We start from the raw sequence: 22,489 nt of genomic DNA on the forward strand, positions 1-22,489 counted from the left end.
CAATGGGTAAGTTGCCCATTATCAACCCACCGTCATAACGCCCCCGCCTTTTGCAGCATGTCGTCCAGCCCTTCCGGAGAGAAGCCAACCATTTTCTGTTTACCCACCAGGATGACAGGAACACCCTTGGCGCCCAGTTCCCTCATCTTGGAGCGGGCATAGTCGGACTGGTCGATATCCCATTCCTCGAAAGATATCTTGCGGCTCTTCATGTAGGCTTTGGCCTGCTGGCAGACGCCGCACCATTGCGCGGACAGAATGGTGACTTTCCCGACCGATCCGTTGTACGAGGAAACCGAGGGGACGCCGGAATAGGTCTGAATGTTCAACTTCTCGGTTTTGGCCGTAGCGGACTGGGGAGCCCTGTCGGCATACGACACCTTGCCGTCGGCACCGACGATTTTATAGATTTCAGCCTGCACTTGCTGTGTGGCGAAAGCGAAGAACAACAGAAAGAAAATGGACCACTTGTTCATGTGCCACTCCAGCCAGATGGGGAAGATCACGCACCCTCGATCAGGCGCGCAGTTCGCGAACACCCACAATTGACAATACGGGACAGCGCCCGCTATAGTCCTCTTATGGTAACAAATTTCCTCATCCGTTCCGAATCGACCTCCACCATGCGACTACCGCTATGGGCGCTATCCCATTGCCGCAGTAATTCGCTCCCGTTTTAATATCATCGAGCAACTGCGGGTCAGACCGCGATTGCTTTTTCCTGCCGAAGACCCGCACCACATATATCCAAAGGGTCTTCATGAAAAACGCATCACCGGCTAGTGCCATCCAGCGGGACGTCCTTTTCGGCGTTACCTTCGCGGTTCTCGCCGCAGTCGGCTTTTCGGCCAAGGCCATCCTGGTCAAGCTGGCTTATTTCGACGCCGTGGATGCGGTGACGCTGCTGGCTCTGCGCATGGCATTTTCCGTCCCGTTTTTCCTGGTGGTTGCGCTATGGGCCAGAAAGACTCACGCCGAATCGCTCGACAAACAGGACTGGATGGCCGTTCTGGGGCTGGGTCTGATCGGATATTACCTGTCCAGTTTCCTGGATTTTCTCGGGCTGCAAACCATTTCCGCCGGACTGGAACGGCTGATTCTGTTCCTCTACCCCACCATGACGGTGATCCTGTCAGCGCTGGTCTACCGGCGCGCCATCAGCAGAAAAGTGGTGGCGGCGATGATCTTGAGCTATGCGGGAATTTTTCTGGTTTTCCTCCACGACGTGGGGATGAACCGGGGCGGCATCGTGCTGGGCGCCTCACTGGTGTTCGCCAGCACCTTGTCCTATTCGATCTATCTGGTGGGTGCCGGCCATGCCATCGCCCGCATCGGCGCAGCCAGGTTCACCGCCTATGCCATGATAGTCGCCAGTGCTGCCAGCCTGCTTCAGTTCGGCGTGACCCACCCGTTGGCAGCACTCGACCTGCCGCTGCGGGTCTACGAGTTGGCCATCGCTATGGCGATTTTTTCCACGGTGCTGCCGGTGTTTCTGCTTTCCGCCGGAATCCGCCGCATCGGCTCGGGCAATGCCTCGCTGATCGGCTCCATCGGGCCGGTGGCCACGATCTACCTGGCCCATGTTTTCCTGAATGAGGGGGTATCCCTGCAGCAGCTTGCCGGTTCGCTGCTGGTGCTGACCGGCGTAATCACCGTCAGCCTCAACAGCAAAAGCGGGGGAAAATAGCGTTTAAGCTGAGTTACTCAGGTACTGTCCATTCCAGACGGACTTTGCCGGTTTTTTCCGCGCCCAGCGCGGCCAGCAATTCGGGCAGCAGCCGTAGGTTGGGGTGACGAAGGAACCCCAACACTTCTCTCCTCATTCTCCCCACCCCGCCATTTCCGCCTCGGCATAATTCGCACCCCAATCCGACGGGAGAATCCCATCCCGCACATACCGATGTATCGACGACTGCGGCCAATCGATAGGTGATTTCACGTAGCCGTGTTTGACCGGGTTGTAATGGATGTAATCGATATGCCGGGCGTAATCGGCTTCGTCGCGGATTTGGTGTTCCCAATATCGCCGCTGCCAGATGCCCCGTTCGCCCTTGGCGATTCGGCTCGAACCGATGCGCTCGTTCTTGGGCAGGCCGCGAGAAAACCCTGCTTTGATCAATGTCCATCGGGTGGGGTAATCCGCATCGCCGGGCGGCAATGTCCAGAGGGCATGGAGGTGGTCGGGCAGAACCACGATGGCGTCGATATGGAATGGATGCCGTTCACGGACATGCCGCAGGTTTTCGCGCAGCTTGTCGATATGGTCGGTAAGCAGGGTTTTCGATCTATCGGCCAGGTTGGCGGTAAAGAAGAACGTCCCGCCTGGCGTAAATGCGCGTGTGTAGCGGCTCATGGTTCTGTTTGTTGCTTTGGGAGTGTTGGGGTTCGCAGGCTCACCCCAACCTACGGATGCTGGTGGATTGGATCATTCCGGCACCGTCCATTCCAGACGGATTTTTCCGCTCTTTTCCGCCCCCAGCGCAGCCAGCAATTCCGGCAGCACTTCGCCTAGCTGCGTATCAAGCTTCCATGGCGGGTTGATGATCGTCATGCCACTGCCGTTGAGCTGAAAGTTGTTGAGCGGGGCGAGGTGGATTTCCGTGGTGAGTATCGGCTTGATCCCGCTGGCAACCAGTTGGCGGTGAAAATGGCGCACCGGCTCCGGGCTTTTGATCGGGTACCAGATGGCATAGGTGCCGGTGGGGAAACGTTTGTAAGCCTCTTTCAGGGCGGTCAACTGGCGGCGGAACTCGTCTGGTTCTTCGTACGGCGGATCGAGCAGCACCAGTGCGCGCCTGCTTTCCGGCGGCAGCTGCGACTTCAGCGCCAGCGCGGCGTCGAGCGCCTGGATACGCACCTGGCGGTCATCGCGGAACAAACGCTCCAGCGCACTCAGCGCATCCGGGTGGATCTCGCTCAGCAGCAGCTTGTCCTGCGGCCGTAGCAGCGCACGCGCCAATCGCGGCGAGCCGGGATAGCTGGTCAGCCGGCCCTCGGCATCCGGCAAACCCAGGCGGCGCACCAGGTTGAGAAAATCGGCAAGCGCCGGCGAAGGATGGGCAAATTCCAGCACCCGCAAAATACCCGCTTCCGCCTCGCCCGTCTTGGCGGCCAGATCGCCGCGCAGGCTGTAGGAGCCATCGCCGGCATGTGCGTCAAGCACGGTAAAACCCTTTTCCTTGTGCTTGAAATGTTCGATCAGCAGCATCAGGATGAGGTGTTTGAATACGTCGCAAAAATTGCCGGCATGGTAGCCGTGGCGGTAATTCATCAGAGGTAGTCCCGGTCATGGAAGGCGCGATCAAGGCCGCAGGGGAATTATAAGCCTAAGCCGGGCGAGCCGGAACCAAACAGTATGGGTAGGATGGGTGGAACGTAGCAGATCAGAACAAGCGTCCTTCGCCATTGCCCCCTCTCCCGCTTGCGGGAGAGGGTTGGGGAGAGGGCAACCCATCATTCATCACCGCAAAACGATGGGTATCGGCGCAAAGCGCCTCCACCCATCCTACGCCTTATGCGATCTAAAAACGGCCATTGATTTCCTTGCTCCCAAAACCATCCGCCTTGAGTTAAGCTATGGTTTTTTACCAGCACCTAATCCAAGACCATGGCCCAATACGTAATGTCCATGCTCCGCGTGAGCAAGATCGTTCCTCCCAAGCGTCAAATCATCAAGGATATCTCGCTGAGTTTCTTCCCCGGCGCCAAGATCGGCCTGCTCGGCCTGAACGGCTCGGGCAAGTCCACCGTACTGCGCATCATGGCGGGCATGGACAAGGAATACGACGGCGAGGTGCAGCACCTGCCCAACATCTCCATCGGCTACCTGCCGCAGGAGCCGCAGCTCGACCCGACCAAGACCGTGCGCGAAGAAGTCGAATCGGCCCTGGGCGAAGTGATGCAGGCCCAGCAAAAGCTGGAGGAAGTTTACGCCGCCTATGCCGAGCCGGATGCCGACTTCGACAAGTTGGCCGAGGAACAGGGGCGGCTGGAAGCCATCATCGCCACCTCCGGTTCCGATTCCGAACATCAGCTGGAAGTGGCCGCCGACGCGCTGCGCCTGCCGCCGTGGGACGCCAAAATTGAGCTCCTTTCCGGCGGCGAAAAGCGCCGCGTAGCGCTGTGCAAGCTGCTGCTGGAAAAGCCCGACATGCTGCTGCTGGACGAACCCACCAACCACCTCGACGCCGAATCGGTGGACTGGCTTGAGCAGTTCCTGGTGCGCTTCCCCGGCACCGTGGTGGCCGTCACCCATGACCGCTATTTCCTCGACAACGCCGCCGAATGGATACTGGAACTCGACCGCGGCCACGGCATTCCGTGGAAGGGCAACTATTCGAGTTGGCTGGATCAGAAAAGCGCACGTCTGGAGACCGAGAACAAGCAGATCGACGCACACACGAAAGCGATGAAGCAGGAACTGGAATGGGTGCGGCAAAATCCCAAGGGACGCCAGGCTAAATCCAAGGCGCGTATCGCACGCTTCGAAGAGCTCAATTCGCAGGAACACCAGAAGCGCAACGAAACGCAGGAAATCTTCATCCCGGTCGGCGAACGCCTCGGCAACGAAGTCATCGAATTCGACGGCGTCAGCAAAGCCTTCGGCGACCGCCTGCTGATCGACAACCTCAGCTTCAAGGTGCCGCCCGGTGCCATCGTCGGCATCATCGGCCCGAACGGCGCAGGCAAATCCACGCTGTTCAAGCTGATCACCGGCAAGGAACAGCCGGATAGCGGCACCGTGAAGATCGGCACCACCGTCAAGATCGCGCACGTCGACCAGGCGCGCGACTCCCTGCAAAACGACAAGACCGTGTTCGACGCGATCTCCGGTGGCAACGACATCCTCACCGTGGGCAAATACGAAACCCCGGCGCGCGCCTACATCGGCCGCTTCAACTTCAAGGGTTCAGACCAGGGCAAAATGGTCGGCCAGCTTTCCGGCGGCGAACGCGGCCGCCTGCACCTGGCGCAAACACTCATCTCCGGCGGCAACGTGCTGCTGCTCGACGAACCCTCCAACGACCTCGACGTAGAAACCCTGCGCGCACTGGAAGACGCCCTGCTTGAGTTTGCCGGCTGCGTGCTGGTCATCTCCCACGACCGCTGGTTCCTCGACCGCATCGCCACCCACATCCTCGCCTGCGAAGGAGATTCCAAGTGGACGTTCTTCGACGGTAACTATCAGGAATACGAAGCGGACAAGAAGAAGCGTTTGGGTGAAGAAGGCGCGAAGCCTAAACGGATTCGGTATAAGCCGATTACCCGTTAATGCATTGGCTCCCCTCGCCCGCCTGCGGGAGAGGGGCTGGGGGAGAGGGTATACAACCTATTGGCTAACTTAGCCAACAAAGTGTAAAATTACAACATTACACAAACTTCTTTCAGGAGTTAATCATGCAATGCAACATGCTCGAAGCCAAAAGCCAACTCTCCAAACTCGTACAAGCCGCGCTGGAGGGCGAAGATGTGATCATCGCCAACAAAGGCGTGCCTGTCGTCAGGCTGGTCAAGATCGGCGCACAAAAATTCGCACGCAAGCCGGGCGCATGGGCCGCATTACCTAAAGCTGATGCCGATTGGGATTCAGCCAAAACCAACGCAACCATCGCCGATGACCTCACAGGCGGCGATCTACCTTGAAGCGATACCTGCTCGACACTCACCTGATCTATTGGTGGATGACCGCAGATGCACGTCTGGGCAAAACCACACAACGCATCATCGAAAAATCCGAGATCGTCATCAGTACCGCCAGCTTGTGGGAAATGGTGCTGAAAAACGCAAAAGGTAAATTACCTTTGCCGCAAGGCTCCCTGTCCGAGCAACTTGAAGCACAAGGCTTCGCCCTGCTACCTATTCTGCCCCGCCACATCGAGGCTGCACGTAGTCTGACCTGCATACACGCCGATCCGTTTGACAGGCTGATCATCGCGCAGGCAAATGACGAAAGACTAACGCTGTTGACTCGCGATGCGGCGATCCTGGAACTTGGGTTGGATGGGGTGGTGAAGGGATGATGGAAATACTTTGGGCATGCAACGAATCTAGGCTCTGAGCTTGTTTTTCTTGTGCAGTATTTCATTTTCCGCTTGAGGTGATATGCCGATCCCAAAGTATGACGATTTATTCAATCCGCTTCTTCAAGCTATGCATAGCCTTGGTGGCTCTGCTTCAATTTCAGAACAAGAAGATAAAGTTGCTGTAATCCTTAAGCTCACGGATGCCGAAATATCTGAAATCCACAAAGGTAACCGAACAAAATTAAGCTACCGTTTGGCGTGGGCTCGAAATTATCTCAAAAGATATGGGGTGATAGACAACTCAACAAGAGGTGTATGGGCACTAACCACTGACGGTCAAAAAATTCAGAAGCTAGACAAGGCTGTCGTAAAGAAAGCAGTTCAGGCTCTTGATCGAGAGATCACAGTCGATATTGTTGAAGACCAAACCACTGGCTTAATATCCGAATTAACAGATATTGGATGTAAAGATAAGCTTCTTGATGTTCTCAAATCTATGGCTCCGGACGCATTCGAACGTCTGTGTCAAAGGCTATTGCGTGAATCTGGCTTTATTCAAGTTGAAGTCACTGGAAAAACCAGTGACGGCGGGATTAACGGCAAAGGAGTGGTTCGCATTGGCGGGCTGTTGTCATTTCACGTAATTTTCCAATGTAAGAGATACCAAGGTAGCGTTTTCTCGCCATTGGTACGAGACTTCCGAGGTGCGATGGTTGGTCGCGCTGACAAAGGTTTATTGATTACGACAGGTACATTCACAAAAGATGCACGTCAAGAAGCTCAACGCGATGGAGCGCCTCCTATTGATTTAATCGATGGCGAGGCTCTCGTTGAAAAGCTGAAAGAACTTAAGATTGGCGTTCTTGTGAAGCAAAAGGTGGTTGAAGAAGTTATTGTTGATGAAAGCTATTTCGGGGGCGTTTAAGGGAGCCAGGCTCTAAATAGAAGCAGGACACCACCATGGAAATGAAAAAGATCAGCTCCGGCAAGCTACGCGCCATCGGCTACGATGCCCACGCCCGGCTGTTGCAGGTCCAGCTCGACGACGGCAGCATGCTGCAATACAGTGGCGTTGGCGAGGAAGCCTGGCGCCGCCTCAGCAGTTCGGGGTCGGCCTGGAGCTACTATCGCGACAACATCGATGAAGAGTTCACCGCGAAGCGCGTTTCCGCCGACGCCATTGCTTCTATTCCGGGCGGCAAAAATCCGCTCGACGATTTATTCGGCAAACCCTGAATGAAAACAACTCAGAGTGCGCTGATTCACTCTCTTTGTTCATGTAATGGGACTATGGATTTTTCAATAGATGTTCGGGAAACTAACGGCCTGCGCACGCTGCATTTTGATAAGCGGTGGATGCAAGGCGCGATGCGGATCAGGCGGCCTTGGGATTTGGAGCTGGAATACACGCAGGTGATGATGGCGTGTTTGCTGATGCGCGATGAAAGCCGCTTTCCGCGCAACATCCTGTTGATCGGCCTCGGCGCTGCCTCGCTGACTAAATTCCTTTACCGCAACTGCCCGTTGGCTCATCTGACGGTGGTGGAAATCGATGCGCGTTTGGTGGATGTGGCTAGCGAGCATTTCGGGCTGCCGGATGATCCGGCGCGATTGAACATGGTGATAGGCGACGGTGTCGATTACATGATGACCAACGACCAGGCATTCGATCTGATCCTGGTTGATGGTTTTAATGAGCACGCTCACCCCGGCGATCTCAATACGCTGCCTTTTTATCAGGCATGCCGCTCACGGTTAAGCGAACAAGGCTTGCTGGTGGTCAATCTGATCGGTTTGTGTCACGGGATAAAAGGCGGTTTCGCGGATATCGAATCTGCTTTTGAAGACCGTGCCCTGATGTTCCCCAAGTGCAAAAGCGGAAACACGATTGCTTTCGCGTCAACAGCAGGCGTCGTCAACATTTCGCTGGATGAGCTGAAGAAAAGGTCGTTAGCGTTTGAGCAACGAACAGGTCTTGCGCTTTTGCCCACTTTAAGCAAATTAGAATTAATGGGGCCAAGCCCAAAATAGCCCCAGGATGCCACCATGGAAATGCAGAATATCAACGCCGGCAAGCCATGACGTCTTATTCCACCCACAACCCTACCCATTCCATCACTCCCCATGCATAAAAAAACCTGGTTAAGCTGGAGCAGCGGCAAGGACAGCGCCTGGGCGCTGCATGTGTTGCGCCAGTCCGATGAATACGAGGTGACCGGGCTGTTCACCACCATCAACACGGCATTCGAGCGCGTGGCCATGCATGCGGTGCGCGTCGAGCTGCTGCGCCAGCAGGCGCAGGCGGTGGGCTTGCCCTTGCACCTGATTGAAATTCCCTACCCCTGTTCCAATGAACAATACGCTGCGGCGATGACGGCGTTTGTGGGGCGCGCGCAAGATGACGGCGTGCAGTGCATGGCTTTCGGCGATCTGTATTTGCAGGATGTGCGCCGCTACCGCGAGGAGCGCATGCTAGGCACCGGCATCGAGCTGGTGTTTCCTTTGTGGGGAAAACCGACGCGTCCACTGCTGCAAGAGATGCTGGACAGCGGTTTGCGCGCCTGCCTCACCTGTGTCGATCCGCGCGTGTTGCCGGCCGAGTTTGCCGGGCGCGAGCTGACGGCGGAATTGCTGGCGCGCATGCCAGACAGCATCGACCCGTGCGGCGAAAATGGCGAGTTCCACACCTTCGTGTTCGATGGCCCGATGTTCGCCCAGCCGCTCGATATCGAGATGGGCGAAGTGGTGACGCGCGATGGCTTTGTGTTTGCCGATTGCTGGTTGCGGGCGTCTCAAACATGGGTTGCGGTTGACTAGGGTACGAAGCTGACAGGGTCAGCTTCGCATTTGTTTTTATCAACCTATAATGCATCAAGGCAAACCGTGGCCTGATAGCTAGCCTGCGTGTGTTGTTTGGACTTTAGTCCACTACAATCACGACGTACCCCTTGCGGATATACTTAGCTGTCGATTCTTGACAGCTAAGACGAATGGCTAGTGGTTCTATCCGCCCGGTTTGCTCTTTCACTCTTAGGGAAGGGGGCAAGAATATGGACCCGATTGAGCAATTCAAATCAATGCAACGTGAAACCTGGACCCTGGGGAATTTTGGCGACATGGCTGTGTTCACCACGCCCGTGGCCGGCCATCTGGTTCGCTATGCCGGGGTAACGAGCGGCCAGACGGTGCTGGATGTGGGAACGGGAACAGGCGTGGTTGCGATCACAGCACGCATAAAAGGCGCCAAGGTGACGGGGCTGGACCTGACCCCTGCGCTGCTCGCACAGGCGAAGGAAAGCGCCACGATTGCCGGTCATGACGATATTGCCTGGCATGAAGGAGATGCCGAGGCGCTGCCATTTCCGGATGCCTCTTTTGATGTCGTGTTAAGCCAGTTCGGGCATATGTTCGCACCACGGCACGATGTCGCGGTAAGCGAGATGCTGCGCGTGTTGAAACCCGGTGGCATGATTGCCTTCGCCACCTGGCCCGGTGAGCAGTTGATCGGCCGCATGTTCAGCTTGAATGCAAAGTATGTCCCACCGCCTCCAGGCATTGTTTCGCCGGTGCAATGGGGTGATGTCGCTATCGTGCGGCAACGGATGGGGGAGAGCGTGAAACGCATGCGCGCCGAACGGGGCATCATGGGCATCCCGGCGCTCAGCCCACGACATTTGCGCCTGTTCCTGGAAGCCAAGACGGGCCCTTTCATCCGCACCGCACAGGCATTGCAGAACGACCCCGCAAGCCTTGAAGCGTGGCGAAACGAAATGGAGGAACTGATGCACGAATATCTGCACGACAATGTCGTCCGCCACGAATACCTGCTGATACGAGCGATCAAGGTCTGACAGCACTCTCTGGCAAGCTTGCTCATCATCACACTTCCCCGCAAGGGCGTTTATTTTGACTCACTCTTTATGACCATGGCCAACGCTTTTAATAACCTGCAACCTGGCTCCGTCTGGGCGCATTTCGCCACCCTCTGCGCCATCCCGCGTTCCTCACTGCACGAGGCAGAGCTACGCGACCACCTGATCGCCTGGGCGGAAAAAACGGGTATTTCGACTCAGGTTGATGCGATCGGCAATTTGATACTGCGCAAACCTGCCAGCTCCGGCTGCGAGACGATGCCCGGCGTGATCCTGCAAGGCCATCTCGACATGGTGTGCCAGGCCAACGCCGGCACGCTGCATAACTTCGAACGCGACCCTATCCAGACAGTGGTGCGCGACGGCTGGGTGGTAGCGGAGAACACTACGCTGGGGGCGGACAACGGCATCGGTGTGGCGCTGGCGCTGGCCGCACTGGAAGAGCCGGGCCTGATCCATCCGGCGCTGGAGGTGCTGCTCACCGTCAACGAGGAAAGCGGCATGGACGGCGCGCGCGGGCTGACCTCCGGCACCTTGCACGGCAAGACGCTGATCAACCTCGACACCGAGGAGTGGGGGCACTTCTATCTGGGCTGCGCGGGCGGCGTGGATGTAGAGGTGCGCCACGATTGCGAGCAGGAAGACCTGCCGCCGGGCTACGCGCTGCTGCAACTGGAAGTATCCGGGCTGCGCGGCGGCCACTCCGGCATCGACATCCATCTCGGGCGCGGCAATGCGATCAAGCTGCTGGCGGAGGCGCTGCATGAGCTGGTCGAACTCTTCGATTTGCGCCTGATCGGCATGCAGGGCGGCACGGCGCGCAACGCCATTCCACGCGAGGCATTTGCTGTGTTTGCGCTGCCTGCTGCCGATGCGGCGCAACTGGAAGCTTGGGTGCAACAGAAAAATGCGGCATGGCGAAAACACTTCGCGGAGGTGGATGTGAAAGTGTCGCTGGCAATTCGGCAGGAATTGCTTGATCCGGCTGCGAATAACCCCCTCTCCCTAGCCCTCTCCCCGGAGGGGCGAGGGAACATAGTTGCCAAAGCTGAGTGCGACCGGCTGCTCGATTTACTCAATACCGCCACCAACGGCGTTGCGCGCACCAGCGACGAATTCCCCGGAGTGACCGACACCTCCAGCAATCTTGGCGTGGTGGCTCTTGAACAGGGCGTATTCCGCGCCACCTTCAAGGTGCGCTCGCTGCACGATGCACGGGCGGATGCGCTGGCCGAAGAGGTGGTTGCGCATGCCGCTTCATCTGGATTGCGCGCCTGGAAAGACGGTGCCTATCCGGGCTGGACGCCTAACCCATCATCACCCCTGCTCGATTTGTGCCAGCAGGTATACACCGAGCAATTCGGCCAGCCCGCATCCTTGCAGGTGATTCACGCCGGACTGGAATGCGGCCTGCTCGCCGCCAGCCATCCGCATCTGGATATGATATCCTTCGGGCCGGATATCCGCGGCGCCCATGCACCGGGCGAAAGCGTCGAGATCGAATCAGTTGGGCGCTGCTGGCAGCTGCTCAAAGCGGTGTTGCAGGCGCTAGCCGAGTCACGCTGTTAGCGGAACAGGCGTTTTAACCTAGAATCAGCAAATTGCCACAAAGGCACAGAAAAATAACTTCGGAATCTTTGCATGTCGAACTTGAAGCAGCGCGGTAATGACTATGCTGCGATCCACTATCTGTCCGCGTGTTCGCAGGTGATTGCATGAATCTGGACCCCCGCACCCTGCTGTTTTCGCTGATCCTGACCTATGCCCTGACGGTGCTGAGCCTGTTAGTCGCTGCCTTAGGGGGGAGCGGCGGCAGAAAACGTGACGGCATGGGCAAATGGGCGGCGGCTATGTTCCTGGAAACCCTGACCTGGACGCTGATCGCGGCACGCGGCGGTATTCCGGATGTTTTCTCGATTATTGTCGCAAACGGATTAAAAGCCACTTCGCATGCCTTGATACTGGCTGCCATTTATGAATTTCAGCAGCGCCGGGCGCCACATTGGCAATATTATTTAGCGCCAATCGCGCTGTCGCTGGTGATGGCAGCCATTCTGGTGGATGACATAGGTGGCAGATTCATCTGGGGCGGCCTCATCTTCGGCTTCCAGATGGTGCTGATTGGTCACGCCCTGCTATCCGATCAGAAAACCCGCGCCGGTCGGGCATGGCGACTGCTGTTCGGAGGAGTCGCCATGATCGTGCTGGTGCTGGGACTGCGCGCCGCCGTCGCCCTGTCCGGCCACAGTGAATTCGCCCAACCCCAGAATTCCTCGACACTCCATCCGGTTCAGATCATTTCCTTTATCGCCATCATGGCGACAGCGCTGCTCGGTTCGATCGGTTTCGTGCTGATGATCAAGGAACGCACGGATCGGGAAATCATGCACATGGCGATGACCGACAGCCTCACCCAGGTTCCCAACCGGCGCGCCCTGATGGCATACGCCGAGCATGCCATGGCCCGGCGCAACGGTTCGCCCCTGGCGCTACTGATGATCGACGTGGACCATTTCAAACTCATCAACGATACCCACGGACACCTTATCGGAGACGAGGTGTTGCGCAAAGTCGCGACCCGGCTAGCGAGACGCTTGCGTGGGCATGACCTTCTGGGACGTTACGGCGGCGAAGAATTCTGCGTGATCTCCCCGGATACCGACACCAAGGGCGCGCTGACTCTGGCCGAATCCTTGCGGGAAACCATTGCGTCCACACCGTTTGCCACCGAAAACGGGGGGCTCTCCATAACGATCAGCATCGGCATCTCGCACTGCCCATCCAACGTCATACGCGAACTCATTGAAGTTCTGGCTGAATCCGATTCCGCGCTCTATACCGCGAAGCAAACCGGTCGTAACAAGGTGGTAGGCTTCGGTGTTGAGACTGCCTGAATACTTGCAAGTGCCCCCTGTCATTTCCCTTCAGGGCAATCCGCGATACATTTTATTTCCGGGATACGCTTGCCCCCACAGGCAAGAAAGCAGGTGTCGTAGATGGGCTGACAGCCGCATTCAACCTCGCACTTTTCCTTCCTGAGCCGGCCGAACTCCTCGTCGCGGCTGGGTTTTTTTGGCGCAGCCGGCGGAAAATAGTATGGTTCAGGCCAGGGGGGGTAAAAACCGCGGCCGTACCAGAAGGAATCATGCCAGCTCATAGACAAGTACAACTGATATCGCTCCAGTTCCCAGCGGTAGCGCTCCAGTTCGGCCGCATAGCGCTTGAGGGACTCGCTGTAACGCCCTTCCACCAACGGCTCTATGCCTTTCAGGCAAGTCTGGTAATCCGCGGTGCAACGCTGCTGGCACACCTCCATTTTCTGCCCGCATTTTTCCAGGCAAGCCTGTCCTGTACTATCGGCAGGCGGTTCATAGCGGTAAACGGATTGGTAACGCGGGCTCGGATTGGCGCAACCGGCCAGGACGACGGTCACAACTCCAATAATCAAGGCGCGCAGAGCGGGGAGCATGTATCTCCTTCATAATGCCGAATCAAGCGGCATTACTGTCTATCATAACAACTTGCAGACAGGAATCAGGAATTTCTAAACCGACCATGGATTCCTGCCTTCCGGTTACATCAAGACTGCTATAATTCCCGACTTGTGCCATCCATGATATTCAAAAGGAAAAGTGATATGAAGCGTTTCGCCCTTCTACTGTGTTTCCTGAGCCTGGCGCTCTCCGCCCGCGCTGCCGACTCCTCGACTGATGCTGGGCTACAGGAGGTTCAGGCTTTGGGTAGCATCAACGGCCAGGCGCTTGCCTGCGGCTACGCAGAAACCGCCTCCCGCATCAAGACCGTGATAATTCAGCATGCACCCAAGTCGCGACGCTACGGGGCGGCCTTCGAGGAAGCCACCAACATGGCCTTCCTTGACCAGACCAAAAAGGAGCAGGCCACCTGCCCTGATGGCCCCACTCTCAGCGGACAAGCCGATGAAGCAACCCAGCGCTTGCAGGCTGCCGTACCAGTCCCTGTGGTGAAGTAATCCCCATGAAACGATTGTATCTTGCCATTCTAGCCACAGCCCTGCTGTGCGCGGCTCCTGCCCAGGCAGAGACGCCTTCGCCCGTTGCGGATGATCAGCCGGAAATCGGGATCGTTTCCCGTTATCTGCTGATGGATACCAAGGGACGCGCAATTTCTGATCAGGATTTTCGCGGCAGCTTTCAGCTCATCACCTTTGGTTACACCTTCTGCCCGGATATCTGCCCGACCACACTGGCGGAAGTATCGCTGATCATGGAAAAACTTGGCAACCGGGCCGAGCAGCTGCAACCCCTGTTCGTGACTGTGGATCCGGAACGGGATACGCCCGAAGTGCTGCGTCGCTATACCGCGTATTTCCACCCGCGCATCATCGGCCTCACCGGCTCGCCGGAACTGGTGCGACGCGTAGCCGACCACTTCAAGGTGAGATATGAAAAACACTGGGAACCGGGCGCGGAAAAAGACCAGTATTCAGTGGACCACTCGGCAGGCATGTACCTGCTGGGGCCGGATGGAAGCTTCCTCGGCAAGTTCGCCTATGCCACCCCGCCTCAGGAAGTGGCCGACCGAATTCTGAAACTGATGGAAGACGTCAATTTGCCGTTACCGGCGAAACGTCCATCCACCAAACAATCTCATTAACTTCACGGGTTATTGCACTCTTGGCAAGCGACTTACCCATTTGGGCAGTGGTAAAAAACGGACAGTTTGTTTAAACTATTGCCTGCCCTTCATTCAAATTATTCAAGACGATGATTCTCTCTTACGACGTAGAAGAAGCCGATTTTGACGAGCTGGTAGTTACCCGCTCGCACGAAGTACCGGTGTTGCTGGATATCGGTGCCGAATGGTGCAGCCCGTGTCGTGTGCTGGGGCCGATGCTGGAAAGGCTGGTCAAGGAATACGACGGCAAATTTGTGCTGGCAAAAGTCGATGCCGACGAAAACATGCGTATCGCCGGCCGGCATCAGGCGAGAGGATTTCCTACCGTCATCGCCTACAGCCGCGGGCAGGAAATCGACCGTTTTCACAGCTCACAGACCGAAGGCTTTCTGCGCCGCTTTCTCGACAGCTTTATCGAGCGCCATACCGCCGAAAACGACGTAACCGAGCCCGCGCTTCAGCCCGGCTGAGGGCGGCTAGAGGCACCCACCACAACTGCCACACCGCCAGTCATGGGGGTTGGCCGCCTGATAGAACCAGCGCATGTGCTCTTCATCGACAGGGATGTCGTGCTCGGAAAAAAGATCGGCCAGCCAACCGGCGTGCGCAAGAATCCAGTCGTCCTCCACCATCCCTTCTGCAAAATCCTCGTCGTCGGGGTAGATGTAGCTGAATATGCCGAAGGTGCCCATGTCTTTCTCGCGCCGTTCGGCATCCAGGGTCAGAAGCCGCCCAAGGTAGTGGATTTCCCACTGGCCAAGACAAAGGTTGTTTCCTTTACTCGTCCAGCAGGCAGTAAACGGGTTCGACATGTAGGCAGGATTTACAACGTGGCTCGAATGGCGAACATTATACCGTCACGAAGCCGAATTACAGACCCACGACGGCAATCCTCACCCCAAGACATTCGACGACCTGACCGGCGCGTATTTTCGCCGTTTTGCGGCTCTCGGGCTGACCATCCACAGTCACCCGTCCTTCAGCGACCAGGGTTTTCCCACGCCCGCCGCTTTCTGCCACGCCGGCAAGTTTGAGCAGGTTGCAGAGTTCAATGTATTCGCCTTTAAGCGGGATTTCAACGGATTGCATAGAGATTTCCAAAAAATTGATACGCCACGGTACGACGCCGCAATTTCAGTGTCAACCATGCATTGTCCAGACAAGAGACATGACTTCGCGGACGCAACCAAATCGGTTATTCTTCGCTACCCTGATATGGCACCCACGACAACTGAAAAGTAAAACTATGGCCATTAAATCCACCATCTTCAAAGCCGAGCTGCAAATCGCCGACATGGATCGCAACTACTACCATGACCATGCGCTCACTATCGCCCAGCATCCATCGGAAACTGACGAACGCATGATGGTGCGAGTACTGGCCTTTGCGCTGCACGCCGATGAGGCATTGTCGTACGGCAAGGGACTGAGCACCGATGACGAACCCGATCTGTGGCAAAAGGACTTGACCGGCACCATTCAACTCTGGATAGACGTGGGCTTGCCAGATGAAAAACTCATACGCAAAGCCTGCGGCCGCGCCAGGCAGGTTGTCGTCTATACCTATGGCGGCCGTGGCGCCGATATATGGTGGAATCAGAACAGTAGCAAACTCGCAAGGCTCCACAACCTGACCGTAATCAACCTGCCCGAGACCACCAGCCAGGCCCTGGCCACGCTGGTACAACGCACCATGCAGCTGCAATGTACGATTCAGGACAGAGAGATTTGGATCGCTGACAATAACGTCAGAATTCAGGTCGAACTGGCGGTGCTGAAAACACCGTCGGAGTCATTTCGCTGAAGAGGCGCGAGTGCAGACATCGCAAACAGAATTGGGTGGTGCCCGGAGCCGGAATCGAACCGGCACGCCGCGTTAGCAGCGAGGGATTTTAAGTCCCTTGTGTCTACCTATTTCACCATCCGGGCATTGATTTATTTATGACGTTTATGAAAAACGTCATTGCAAATAGAAGCGCGTAATTTTACCACAGCCACGCACATGCTCATCGTTTTAAACAAACCGGCATGCCATCCCAACTTTTGGGTATTATCTTGCTTTGGCTAACAAGCAAAGGTTCCTAAAAATGAAATTGCCGAAAAATTCATTGAGACCGGTTTTGATCTGCCTGTGCGCTTTGCTGTTGAATGCCTGTTCCACGGGACAGATCGTGGCGCGCTCCTCGCTGTCGATCATGGACAGCGGTGTGGCCGCAATGAACCGGGAGCCCGACCTGGAATTGGCCAAGGCCGCGATTCCGGCCAATCTCAAGCTGGTGGAAAGCCTGACTCGTGAAATACCCACCAACCGTGAACTGAGAATCCATGCGGCGCAAGGTTTTTACGGCTATACATTCGGCTTTGTCGAGGACGAGAATCCTGCACGCGCTTCAGCGCTTTACCGCAGAGGGCTGGAGCATGCCCTGGCAGCACTGGAGACGGCCGGACTGGGAGATCCCATGACCATGCAGCGGGATATTCTGAATCAAAAGCTGGCTGCTCTTGAACGCGATGCGGTGCCTGACCTGTTCTGGGCAGCATCCAACTGGGCCAAGTGGATAGACATGAACCGTACCGACCCGGCGCGCATTGCCGACATGGGGAAGGTGGAGGCACTCATGCAGCGGGTGCTGGAACTGGATGAAACCTTCTATTTCGGCGGCCCACACATTTTCTTCGGGGTCTGGTATGGCAGCCGTCCACCGATGCTGGGAGGCAATTTCGCGCTTTCGGAGATGCATTTCGGCAAAGCGCGAAATATCACGCAAGGCAAATTGCTCATTGCTGACGTGCTGTACGCACAATATCTCGCAGTGCAACAAGGTAACCGCAAGGCATTCCACGACAAGCTCACCGCGGCAGTCAACACGCCACCGGATAGTTATCCCGAGATGGCGCTTGCCAACGCAATCGCTCAACACAAGGCAAAAATACTACTAAAAAATGAGGAGGAATTATTTTGATGATAAGAAAATGGGCGTTTTTCCTGATGCTTCTGTGTGCCTTTACTGCACGGGCGGATGAACCTTATGTACTGAAATTTGCCACCCTCGCGCCAGCTGGCTCGACCTGGATGAATGTGATTGCCGAGTGGGCCGGCAAGGTGGAAAAAGAAAGCCGGGGACGCCTCAAGTTCAAGTTTTACCCCGGTGGAGTTTCGGGTGATGAGCCCGACATGCTGCGAAAAATTCGCTTTGGTCAAATTCACGGCGCTGCCATGACAGGGCATGGCATCGGCTCCGTTTATTCTCCGGCACGCGTGTTGGAAATTCCTTTCCTGTTCCGCAACTACGAAGAAGTCGATTATGTGCGCGCACAGATGATGCCTGAAATCCGCGCCGGTTTTCGCAAGAATGATTATGAATTGCTGGGGTGGATGGAAGTCGGCTTTGTCCGGTTCTTTTCACGTACTCCGATACACTCCATGGACGACCTGAAAAAACACCGCATCTGGCAGTGGCAGGGAGACCCGCTTAGCGCCGCGTTTTTTACTGCCAGCAATATCGCCCCTGTTCCATTACCGATTACCGAAGTGTTTACCAGTCTGTCCACCGGGCTGATCGATACGGTTATTGCGCCTCCTCTCGGCGCCATCGCACTGCAATGGTTCACCAAAACACCCTACATGACTGAAGTTCCCATGGCAGACGGCATAGGCGGCCTGGTTGTATCCAGCAAGTTTTTCAATCACCTGCCCAAGGATCTGCAGGAATTGCTGCTGCGTACCGGCAACGAAGCCAGCGAAAAACTGCTGATTGAAACGCGAAAGGACAACGAAAAAAGCCTGGGAGTTCTGAAACAGAATGGCATCACTTTCACACTGGAATGGAAAGATATCAAGGAAGCCGACGTGATCAGCATCCGCGACCGCGCAGCTGCCGACTTGGCCAAGAGCGGCTACATCCCGGCAGAGGTGTATGACCGCGCGCGCAAGGCACTCGGCGAATACCGCGAGAAGAAGGCCAAGCAGCGATGAGCAACCACGCCCGCAAATACTCCTTGCCGTCGAAAATCGAGCAAACGCTGACTCGCGCAGAAACGCTGTTTGCCAGCGCCTGCCTGGTAGCCATGCTGGTTCTGTCACTGATCGAGATCGGCGCGCGCAATTTTTTTCATAGCGGCATCCCCGGCGCATCAACGCTGATTCAATATCTCGTATTGTGGGTCAGCTTCCTCGGCGCAGTGGTCGCGGTACGCGAGCGCCATATCAAGATCGACATTGCCACACACCTTATTAGCGAAGCTTGGCGCAACCGGCTGGAACGGCCCATCTTCATTTTTTGCACACTGGTTTGCGGCACGCTGTTCTGGCATGCGGTGCGTTTCTGGCACGACGAATGGCTAAACGTATCCAGCGATGAGAAATGGATTGCTGCCATGGCAATTATTTTCCCTGTCAGCTTCTTCCTGCTGTCGCTGCATTTCGCCTTGCGCGTAGTCATCGGCCCACGCTCTTCAAGGCGCGTAAAATGACTGCAACTATCGTTATTCTGTTGCTGATCTTCGCCGCACTCGGTGTGCCGCTGTTTGTCATCATTGGTGCTGGCAGTCTGGTTGCAGTATGGTCGGCAGACCTCGACCCGGCCGTGCTGATGGTTGAAATGCTACGGCTGGCCTCCTCGCCCAACCTGATGGCCATCCCCCTCTTCACCCTGGCGGGCGTAGTACTATCTAAAGGAGGCGCACCGGAACGGCTGGTAAAACTGTTCAACGCCGCCTTCGGCTGGATGCCGGGCGGCTTGGCGGTGGTCGCACTAACTACTTGCGCCTTCTTCACGGCGCTTTCCGGTGCGTCCGGCGTCACCATCCTGGCTTTGGGCGGTCTGCTTTATCCCATGCTGCTGAGCGAAGGGTACTCCAAGCGTTTCTCGCTCGGGCTGCTTACCAGCTCCGGCTCGCTGGGGCTGCTGTTCCCACCTAGCCTGGTGGTACTGCTTTACGGCATGGTTGCAGGCGTCAACATCGAGCAGATGTTCAAGGCTGGCATTATTCCCGGCCTCATCCTCCTGGTAATGCTATCGATCTACAGCATCTATAACGGGAACGTGGGCAAGGTAAGAAAGGAGCCCTTCTCGCCCAAGGCGCTGCGACGCGCCATCCGCCTTGGCATTTGGGATTTGCTGCTGCCTGTGGGCATCATTGCAGGTCTGTTGGGCGGTTTTGTGACAGTAACCGAGGCCGCGACTTGCACTGCCGCTTACGCGCTTTTTCTCGAAGGCGTTATTCACCGCGACCTGACCCCGGTTACCCAGATGCCAGGCTTCCCAGTTGCAGGAAACCTTCTGCTAGGCGTTCTCAGGGAAACCTGCATATTGAGCGGGAGCCTGCTGATTATCCTGAGTGTCGCAATGGGGCTGACCAATTCCATGATCGACGCGCAGATACCGATGAAAGTCATGTCGCTGCTGGAAGACAATGTCACCAGCCAGTTCCAGTTCCTGCTGCTGCTGAATGTCTTCCTGCTCGCTGTCGGCTGCGTGATGGACATCTTTTCCGCCACCATCGTGATCGTACCGTTGATTCTGCCCATCGCGCTACGCTTCGGAGTGGATCCAGTCCACCTCGGCATCATATTCCTGGCGAATCTGGAAATCGGTTATCTCACGCCGCCGGTGGGCATCAACCTGTTCCTGGCCAGCCAGAGATTCAAGGAACCGATGCTGAGCCTGTTCCGTGCTTCATTTCCGTTTCTGTTGATCATGCTGGTCTGGCTGGCGATCATTACGTACATTCCAGCGCTATCGCTTTACTGGAAGTGATCAGATGGAATTAATTCCTTTCCTTTTAACTGAGCTCACCCTCTTCAATCATTGGAAAAGTTTTCAATTTTTAGTATTGGAGGATAAACTTTAAGCATGCCAAAAGTGCTGGAAAAACATGGATTCCGTTTTTTCTTCTTTAGTGGAGAAGGACAAGAACCTCCACATATTCACGTGGAGCATGGCGACAAGGTTGCAAAATATTGGTTACAGCCAGTTGAGTTAGCCAGTTCAGAAGGTTTTCGTGCACATGAACTGTCGAAGCTTAGAATGCTGGTTATTGAACACCGCAATTTGTTTTTGGAGAAATGGCATGAGCACTTTGGCCGTTAAGATTGATTCCCACGCAGTCGATGTCCAGGTAGACAGCAATGCACTGCATTTCGTACTTGCCGATGGCAGGGAAGTTTCAGCACCGCTTGAGTGGTTTCCCAGGCTACGAGATGCCACCGATGAACAACGAAAAAAATGGCGTTTTATCGGGAAAGGAATTGGAGTTCATTGGCCGGACATAGATGAAGATATCGCGGTTAGTACGCTGATGCGCAATCAATGAAGGAAATGCTTCTGTTCCACGTATCGCTGCCGTTCCCGCACTCTAGCTGTACTGGGAGTGATCGCCCCCCCACCCCTCTCCCACAAGCGGGCGAGGGGTATGACGGCAATTAAGCTCTCCCATACACATCGTCAAAACGCACGATATCGTCCTCACCGAGATATTCGCCACTCTGCACCTCAATCATGACCAGATCCGTCCGTCCGGGGTTTTCCAGACGGTGCCGGTGCCCTGCGGGAATGTAAGTGGATTCGTTGGTCCGGATCAGCATGTTTTTGTCATCATTCACGATGCTGGCTGTGCCGCTAACCACTATCCAGTGCTCACTCCGGTGGTAATGCATTTGCAATGAAAGTGAAGCGCCCGGCTTGACCATGATGCGCTTGATCTTGAAATTACTGCCCTCTTCCAGCACCGTGTAGGTTCCCCAGGGGCGTACCACTGTACGATGCAACTTGTGACTGTCGTGATTCATCAGCTTGAGTTGCTGAACCACTTTTTTTACATCCTGGGCGCGTCCCCGGTCGGCCACCAGCAGTGCATCCGGGGTGTCGACAATCAGCAGGTTGTCCAGACCGATAGCCGCCACCATGCGGCCATCGCTCTGGATGTAGGAATTTCCCACATCGACCAGTACCGCCTCGCCGATGACGCGGTTGCCCGCCTCATCAGGAACGGTGAGGTCGCTGATGGCGTTCCACGAACCAATATCGCTCCAGCCAAAATTACCAGGAACCACCGCAACCACTTCAGACTTTTCCATTACCGCGTAATCAATGGAATTTTCCGGAATGGCTGCGAAAGTATCCGAGTCGATTTCCATCATCGGTGTACTGCCCTGCGTTTTGCTGCGCGTTGCCTCCCAGCAAGCCAGTGCATGCTCGTAGATGGAAGGGGCATGAAGCTTGAACTGCTCCAGCATAGCTCCTGCCTGGAAGCAGAACATGCCGGAATTCCACAGGTAACGGCCTGAATCGACGTACTCCACAGCGGTCTCGTAGGAGGGCTTTTCGACAAAACGCTTGACGGTCTGGCCATCTGCCTCGATGTAGCCAAATCCGGTTTCCGGCGCGTTGGGAACAATGCCGAAAGTCACCAGCTTGCCTTGTTCCGCAAGGTCACAGGCCTGCTTCACGGCAACGGCAAACGCACCCTGATTGTCGATAAGATGATCAGCGGGAAGCACCAGCATGATTGCATCATCACCAGAATCAGCGGCAACTTTCAAAGCGCCAAGCGCAATCGCCGCTGCCGTATTTCGCCCGAAAGGCTCCAGCAGGAAGGTATCCGCCACGCCAGGAAAGGTTTTCTTGGCAAGCTGATACTCATCCCTGCTTTTGAAATAATGCTCGCGATTCGTGATGGTCAGCACCTCGCGAACGCCTTCAAGCGCAGAGGCACGCACAAAGGTCTTCTGCAGCAAGCTTTGCCCGTCAGGCAGCTTCATGAAAGGCTTGGGGTGCGACTCACGGGAGATCGGCCACAAACGGGCACCGACACCACCGGAAAGAATGATGGGTATGAGCATATTGAGTTTGGTTGCGAATTTCGGATACCAGCAGTAGCCTATTAAACTGGCAACTGGAGGTTGAAATGTATCGGATACCAAGACAAAGCTACACC

28 protein-coding genes and 1 tRNA gene are annotated in these 22,489 nt (G+C 56.0%); 21 read left to right on the forward strand and 8 right to left on the reverse strand.

What is annotated here, in order from left to right; all coding sequences use genetic code 11:
• Positions 1–32 precede the first annotated feature (32 nt).
• Positions 33–476 carry a glutaredoxin domain-containing protein gene (locus SCT_RS08505; RefSeq protein ID WP_059421630.1) on the reverse strand — a complete coding sequence of 148 codons (444 nt, stop codon included), beginning with the start codon at positions 474–476 and terminating at the stop codon, positions 33–35.
• 284 nt (positions 477–760) lie between these two features.
• Between SCT_RS08505 and SCT_RS08510 the strand changes: the two genes are divergently transcribed.
• Positions 761–1,687, forward strand: coding sequence for a DMT family transporter (locus SCT_RS08510; RefSeq protein WP_059421634.1), 927 nt, complete (start codon positions 761–763; stop codon positions 1,685–1,687).
• 132 nt (positions 1,688–1,819) lie between these two features.
• Here SCT_RS08510 and SCT_RS08515 read toward each other — a convergent pair whose 3' ends face one another.
• Both SCT_RS08515 and SCT_RS08520 read right to left on the reverse strand, forming a co-directional pair.
• A complete protein-coding gene (locus SCT_RS08515) occupies positions 1,820–2,353 on the reverse strand; it encodes a transposase (protein ID WP_059421639.1) in 534 nt (177 codons plus the stop codon).
• Positions 2,354–2,425: 72 nt separating this feature from the next.
• Positions 2,426–3,271: a 23S rRNA (adenine(2030)-N(6))-methyltransferase RlmJ gene (locus tag SCT_RS08520; RefSeq protein WP_059421642.1), complete on the reverse strand. Its 846-nt coding sequence runs from the start codon at positions 3,269–3,271 to the stop codon at positions 2,426–2,428.
• Positions 3,272–3,607: 336 nt separating this feature from the next.
• Here SCT_RS08520 and ettA point away from each other — a divergent pair, with 336 nt between their 5' ends.
• From ettA to SCT_RS08570, 10 genes are all read left to right on the forward strand, one after another.
• On the forward strand, positions 3,608–5,272 hold the full coding sequence (ettA, locus tag SCT_RS08525) for an energy-dependent translational throttle protein EttA (RefSeq protein WP_059421645.1): 1,665 nt from the start codon (positions 3,608–3,610) through the stop codon (positions 5,270–5,272).
• A 125-nt stretch (positions 5,273–5,397) separates the two neighbouring features.
• The gene (locus tag SCT_RS08530; protein ID WP_059421647.1) at positions 5,398–5,643 is read left to right on the forward strand and encodes a type II toxin-antitoxin system Phd/YefM family antitoxin; all 246 of its coding nucleotides are present in this window, start codon (positions 5,398–5,400) and stop codon (positions 5,641–5,643) included.
• Positions 5,640–6,020: a type II toxin-antitoxin system VapC family toxin gene (locus SCT_RS08535; protein WP_059421650.1), complete on the forward strand. Its 381-nt coding sequence runs from the start codon at positions 5,640–5,642 to the stop codon at positions 6,018–6,020. The genes SCT_RS08530 and SCT_RS08535 overlap by 4 nt, the downstream gene beginning before the upstream one ends.
• 82 nt (positions 6,021–6,102) lie before the next feature.
• Positions 6,103–6,948 (forward strand): restriction endonuclease, encoded by an 846-nt coding sequence (locus tag SCT_RS08540; protein WP_059421653.1) that lies wholly within the window; start codon positions 6,103–6,105, stop codon positions 6,946–6,948.
• 35 nt (positions 6,949–6,983) lie between these two features.
• A complete protein-coding gene (locus SCT_RS08545; RefSeq protein ID WP_059421655.1) occupies positions 6,984–7,259 on the forward strand; it encodes a KTSC domain-containing protein in 276 nt (91 codons plus the stop codon).
• The gene (locus SCT_RS08550; protein ID WP_237759640.1) at positions 7,260–8,054 is read left to right on the forward strand and encodes a fused MFS/spermidine synthase; all 795 of its coding nucleotides are present in this window, start codon (positions 7,260–7,262) and stop codon (positions 8,052–8,054) included.
• A gap of 93 nt (positions 8,055–8,147) precedes the next feature.
• Positions 8,148–8,840: an ATP-binding protein gene (locus tag SCT_RS08555; RefSeq protein WP_059421665.1), complete on the forward strand. Its 693-nt coding sequence runs from the start codon at positions 8,148–8,150 to the stop codon at positions 8,838–8,840.
• A 260-nt stretch (positions 8,841–9,100) separates the two neighbouring features.
• Positions 9,101–9,874, forward strand: a complete 774-nt coding sequence (locus SCT_RS08560) for a class I SAM-dependent methyltransferase (RefSeq protein WP_237759641.1) — start codon at positions 9,101–9,103, stop codon at positions 9,872–9,874.
• A 69-nt stretch (positions 9,875–9,943) separates the two neighbouring features.
• A complete protein-coding gene (locus SCT_RS08565; RefSeq protein ID WP_059421709.1) occupies positions 9,944–11,464 on the forward strand; it encodes an aminoacyl-histidine dipeptidase in 1,521 nt (506 codons plus the stop codon).
• A gap of 146 nt (positions 11,465–11,610) precedes the next feature.
• Positions 11,611–12,789, forward strand: coding sequence for a GGDEF domain-containing protein (locus tag SCT_RS08570; protein ID WP_059421668.1), 1,179 nt, complete (start codon positions 11,611–11,613; stop codon positions 12,787–12,789).
• Between the two features lie 20 nt (positions 12,790–12,809).
• Here the strand turns inward: SCT_RS08570 and SCT_RS08575 are convergent, their stop codons facing one another.
• Positions 12,810–13,364, reverse strand: coding sequence for a hypothetical protein (locus tag SCT_RS08575; RefSeq protein ID WP_059421670.1), 555 nt, complete (start codon positions 13,362–13,364; stop codon positions 12,810–12,812).
• A gap of 168 nt (positions 13,365–13,532) precedes the next feature.
• On the opposite strand from SCT_RS08575, the gene SCT_RS08580 reads away from it, so the two are divergent.
• The 3 genes from SCT_RS08580 (at position 13,533) to SCT_RS08590 (ending at position 15,021) form a co-directional block, all read left to right on the forward strand.
• Entirely contained in the window at positions 13,533–13,886 is a 354-nt protein-coding gene (locus tag SCT_RS08580; protein WP_059421672.1) for a hypothetical protein, read from the forward strand.
• Positions 13,887–13,891: 5 nt separating this feature from the next.
• Positions 13,892–14,530 (forward strand): SCO family protein, encoded by a 639-nt coding sequence (locus SCT_RS08585; protein ID WP_059421674.1) that lies wholly within the window; start codon positions 13,892–13,894, stop codon positions 14,528–14,530.
• 110 nt (positions 14,531–14,640) lie between these two features.
• Positions 14,641–15,021, forward strand: coding sequence for a co-chaperone YbbN (locus SCT_RS08590; RefSeq protein WP_059421676.1), 381 nt, complete (start codon positions 14,641–14,643; stop codon positions 15,019–15,021).
• Between the two features lie 6 nt (positions 15,022–15,027).
• Here the strand turns inward: SCT_RS08590 and SCT_RS08595 are convergent, their stop codons facing one another.
• Positions 15,028–15,363 carry a hypothetical protein gene (locus SCT_RS08595; protein ID WP_059421678.1) on the reverse strand — a complete coding sequence of 112 codons (336 nt, stop codon included), beginning with the start codon at positions 15,361–15,363 and terminating at the stop codon, positions 15,028–15,030.
• Positions 15,364–15,421: 58 nt separating this feature from the next.
• A complete protein-coding gene (locus SCT_RS08600; protein ID WP_059421680.1) occupies positions 15,422–15,640 on the reverse strand; it encodes an RNA-binding S4 domain-containing protein in 219 nt (72 codons plus the stop codon).
• Positions 15,641–15,797: 157 nt separating this feature from the next.
• Here SCT_RS08600 and SCT_RS08605 point away from each other — a divergent pair, with 157 nt between their 5' ends.
• Entirely contained in the window at positions 15,798–16,355 is a 558-nt protein-coding gene (locus SCT_RS08605; RefSeq protein ID WP_059421682.1) for a YaeQ family protein, read from the forward strand.
• A gap of 36 nt (positions 16,356–16,391) precedes the next feature.
• Here SCT_RS08605 and SCT_RS08610 read toward each other — a convergent pair.
• A tRNA-Leu gene (locus tag SCT_RS08610) sits at positions 16,392–16,480 on the reverse strand.
• A 158-nt stretch (positions 16,481–16,638) separates the two neighbouring features.
• Between SCT_RS08610 and SCT_RS08615 the strand changes: the two genes are divergently transcribed.
• The 6 genes from SCT_RS08615 to SCT_RS08635 all read left to right on the forward strand — a co-directional run bounded on the left by SCT_RS08615 (position 16,639) and on the right by SCT_RS08635 (position 20,866).
• Positions 16,639–17,514 carry a TRAP transporter TatT component family protein gene (locus SCT_RS08615; protein WP_059421684.1) on the forward strand — a complete coding sequence of 292 codons (876 nt, stop codon included), beginning with the start codon at positions 16,639–16,641 and terminating at the stop codon, positions 17,512–17,514.
• A complete protein-coding gene (gene dctP / locus SCT_RS08620; protein ID WP_059421686.1) occupies positions 17,514–18,527 on the forward strand; it encodes a TRAP transporter substrate-binding protein DctP in 1,014 nt (337 codons plus the stop codon). The genes SCT_RS08615 and dctP overlap by 1 nt, the downstream gene beginning before the upstream one ends.
• On the forward strand, positions 18,524–19,024 hold the full coding sequence (locus SCT_RS08625) for a TRAP transporter small permease (protein WP_059421688.1): 501 nt from the start codon (positions 18,524–18,526) through the stop codon (positions 19,022–19,024). Before dctP ends, SCT_RS08625 begins: the two co-directional genes overlap by 4 nt.
• Entirely contained in the window at positions 19,021–20,310 is a 1,290-nt protein-coding gene (locus SCT_RS08630; protein WP_059421690.1) for a TRAP transporter large permease, read from the forward strand. Before SCT_RS08625 ends, SCT_RS08630 begins: the two co-directional genes overlap by 4 nt.
• Positions 20,311–20,406: 96 nt before the next feature.
• The gene (locus SCT_RS16765) at positions 20,407–20,643 is read left to right on the forward strand and encodes a DUF4160 domain-containing protein (RefSeq protein ID WP_082098252.1); all 237 of its coding nucleotides are present in this window, start codon (positions 20,407–20,409) and stop codon (positions 20,641–20,643) included.
• On the forward strand, positions 20,624–20,866 hold the full coding sequence (locus SCT_RS08635; protein ID WP_059421694.1) for a DUF2442 domain-containing protein: 243 nt from the start codon (positions 20,624–20,626) through the stop codon (positions 20,864–20,866). The genes SCT_RS16765 and SCT_RS08635 overlap by 20 nt, the downstream gene beginning before the upstream one ends.
• Before the next feature lie 109 nt (positions 20,867–20,975).
• On the opposite strand, the gene SCT_RS08640 is transcribed toward SCT_RS08635, so the two are convergent.
• Complete coding sequence (locus tag SCT_RS08640) at positions 20,976–22,394, reverse strand: mannose-1-phosphate guanylyltransferase/mannose-6-phosphate isomerase (RefSeq protein WP_059421697.1); 1,419 nt, start codon at positions 22,392–22,394, stop codon at positions 20,976–20,978.
• Positions 22,395–22,489 lie beyond the last annotated feature (95 nt).

Origin of the sequence: Sulfuricella sp. T08 (assembly GCF_000971475.1) — a bacterium.
Classification (GTDB): Bacteria; Pseudomonadota; Gammaproteobacteria; order Burkholderiales; family Sulfuricellaceae; genus Sulfuricella.

Excerpts from the sequence above, each read along its gene's own strand:
- SCT_RS08505 (WP_059421630.1), bottom strand. The coding sequence starts at position 476 with ATGAACAAGTGGTCCATTTTCTTTCTGTTGTTCTTCGCTTTCGCCACA.
- SCT_RS08510 (WP_059421634.1), top strand. The coding sequence starts at position 761 with ATGAAAAACGCATCACCGGCTAGTGCCATCCAGCGGGACGTCCTTTTC.
- SCT_RS08515 (WP_059421639.1), bottom strand. The coding sequence starts at position 2,353 with ATGAGCCGCTACACACGCGCATTTACGCCAGGCGGGACGTTCTTCTTT.
- SCT_RS08520 (WP_059421642.1), bottom strand. The coding sequence starts at position 3,271 with ATGAATTACCGCCACGGCTACCATGCCGGCAATTTTTGCGACGTATTC.
- ettA (WP_059421645.1), top strand. The coding sequence starts at position 3,608 with ATGGCCCAATACGTAATGTCCATGCTCCGCGTGAGCAAGATCGTTCCT.
- SCT_RS08530 (WP_059421647.1), top strand. The coding sequence starts at position 5,398 with ATGCAATGCAACATGCTCGAAGCCAAAAGCCAACTCTCCAAACTCGTA.
- SCT_RS08540 (WP_059421653.1), top strand. The coding sequence starts at position 6,103 with ATGCCGATCCCAAAGTATGACGATTTATTCAATCCGCTTCTTCAAGCT.
- SCT_RS08545 (WP_059421655.1), top strand. The coding sequence starts at position 6,984 with ATGGAAATGAAAAAGATCAGCTCCGGCAAGCTACGCGCCATCGGCTAC.
- SCT_RS08550 (WP_237759640.1), top strand. The coding sequence starts at position 7,260 with ATGAAAACAACTCAGAGTGCGCTGATTCACTCTCTTTGTTCATGTAAT.
- SCT_RS08555 (WP_059421665.1), top strand. The coding sequence starts at position 8,148 with ATGCATAAAAAAACCTGGTTAAGCTGGAGCAGCGGCAAGGACAGCGCC.
- SCT_RS08560 (WP_237759641.1), top strand. The coding sequence starts at position 9,101 with ATGCAACGTGAAACCTGGACCCTGGGGAATTTTGGCGACATGGCTGTG.
- SCT_RS08565 (WP_059421709.1), top strand. The coding sequence starts at position 9,944 with ATGACCATGGCCAACGCTTTTAATAACCTGCAACCTGGCTCCGTCTGG.
- SCT_RS08570 (WP_059421668.1), top strand. The coding sequence starts at position 11,611 with ATGAATCTGGACCCCCGCACCCTGCTGTTTTCGCTGATCCTGACCTAT.
- SCT_RS08575 (WP_059421670.1), bottom strand. The coding sequence starts at position 13,364 with ATGCTCCCCGCTCTGCGCGCCTTGATTATTGGAGTTGTGACCGTCGTC.
- SCT_RS08580 (WP_059421672.1), top strand. The coding sequence starts at position 13,533 with ATGAAGCGTTTCGCCCTTCTACTGTGTTTCCTGAGCCTGGCGCTCTCC.
- SCT_RS08585 (WP_059421674.1), top strand. The coding sequence starts at position 13,892 with ATGAAACGATTGTATCTTGCCATTCTAGCCACAGCCCTGCTGTGCGCG.
- SCT_RS08590 (WP_059421676.1), top strand. The coding sequence starts at position 14,641 with ATGATTCTCTCTTACGACGTAGAAGAAGCCGATTTTGACGAGCTGGTA.
- SCT_RS08595 (WP_059421678.1), bottom strand. The coding sequence starts at position 15,363 with ATGTCGAACCCGTTTACTGCCTGCTGGACGAGTAAAGGAAACAACCTT.
- SCT_RS08600 (WP_059421680.1), bottom strand. The coding sequence starts at position 15,640 with ATGCAATCCGTTGAAATCCCGCTTAAAGGCGAATACATTGAACTCTGC.
- SCT_RS08605 (WP_059421682.1), top strand. The coding sequence starts at position 15,798 with ATGGCCATTAAATCCACCATCTTCAAAGCCGAGCTGCAAATCGCCGAC.
- SCT_RS08615 (WP_059421684.1), top strand. The coding sequence starts at position 16,639 with ATGAAATTGCCGAAAAATTCATTGAGACCGGTTTTGATCTGCCTGTGC.
- dctP (WP_059421686.1), top strand. The coding sequence starts at position 17,514 with ATGATAAGAAAATGGGCGTTTTTCCTGATGCTTCTGTGTGCCTTTACT.
- SCT_RS08625 (WP_059421688.1), top strand. The coding sequence starts at position 18,524 with ATGAGCAACCACGCCCGCAAATACTCCTTGCCGTCGAAAATCGAGCAA.
- SCT_RS08630 (WP_059421690.1), top strand. The coding sequence starts at position 19,021 with ATGACTGCAACTATCGTTATTCTGTTGCTGATCTTCGCCGCACTCGGT.
- SCT_RS16765 (WP_082098252.1), top strand. The coding sequence starts at position 20,407 with ATGCCAAAAGTGCTGGAAAAACATGGATTCCGTTTTTTCTTCTTTAGT.
- SCT_RS08635 (WP_059421694.1), top strand. The coding sequence starts at position 20,624 with ATGAGCACTTTGGCCGTTAAGATTGATTCCCACGCAGTCGATGTCCAG.
- SCT_RS08640 (WP_059421697.1), bottom strand. The coding sequence starts at position 22,394 with ATGCTCATACCCATCATTCTTTCCGGTGGTGTCGGTGCCCGTTTGTGG.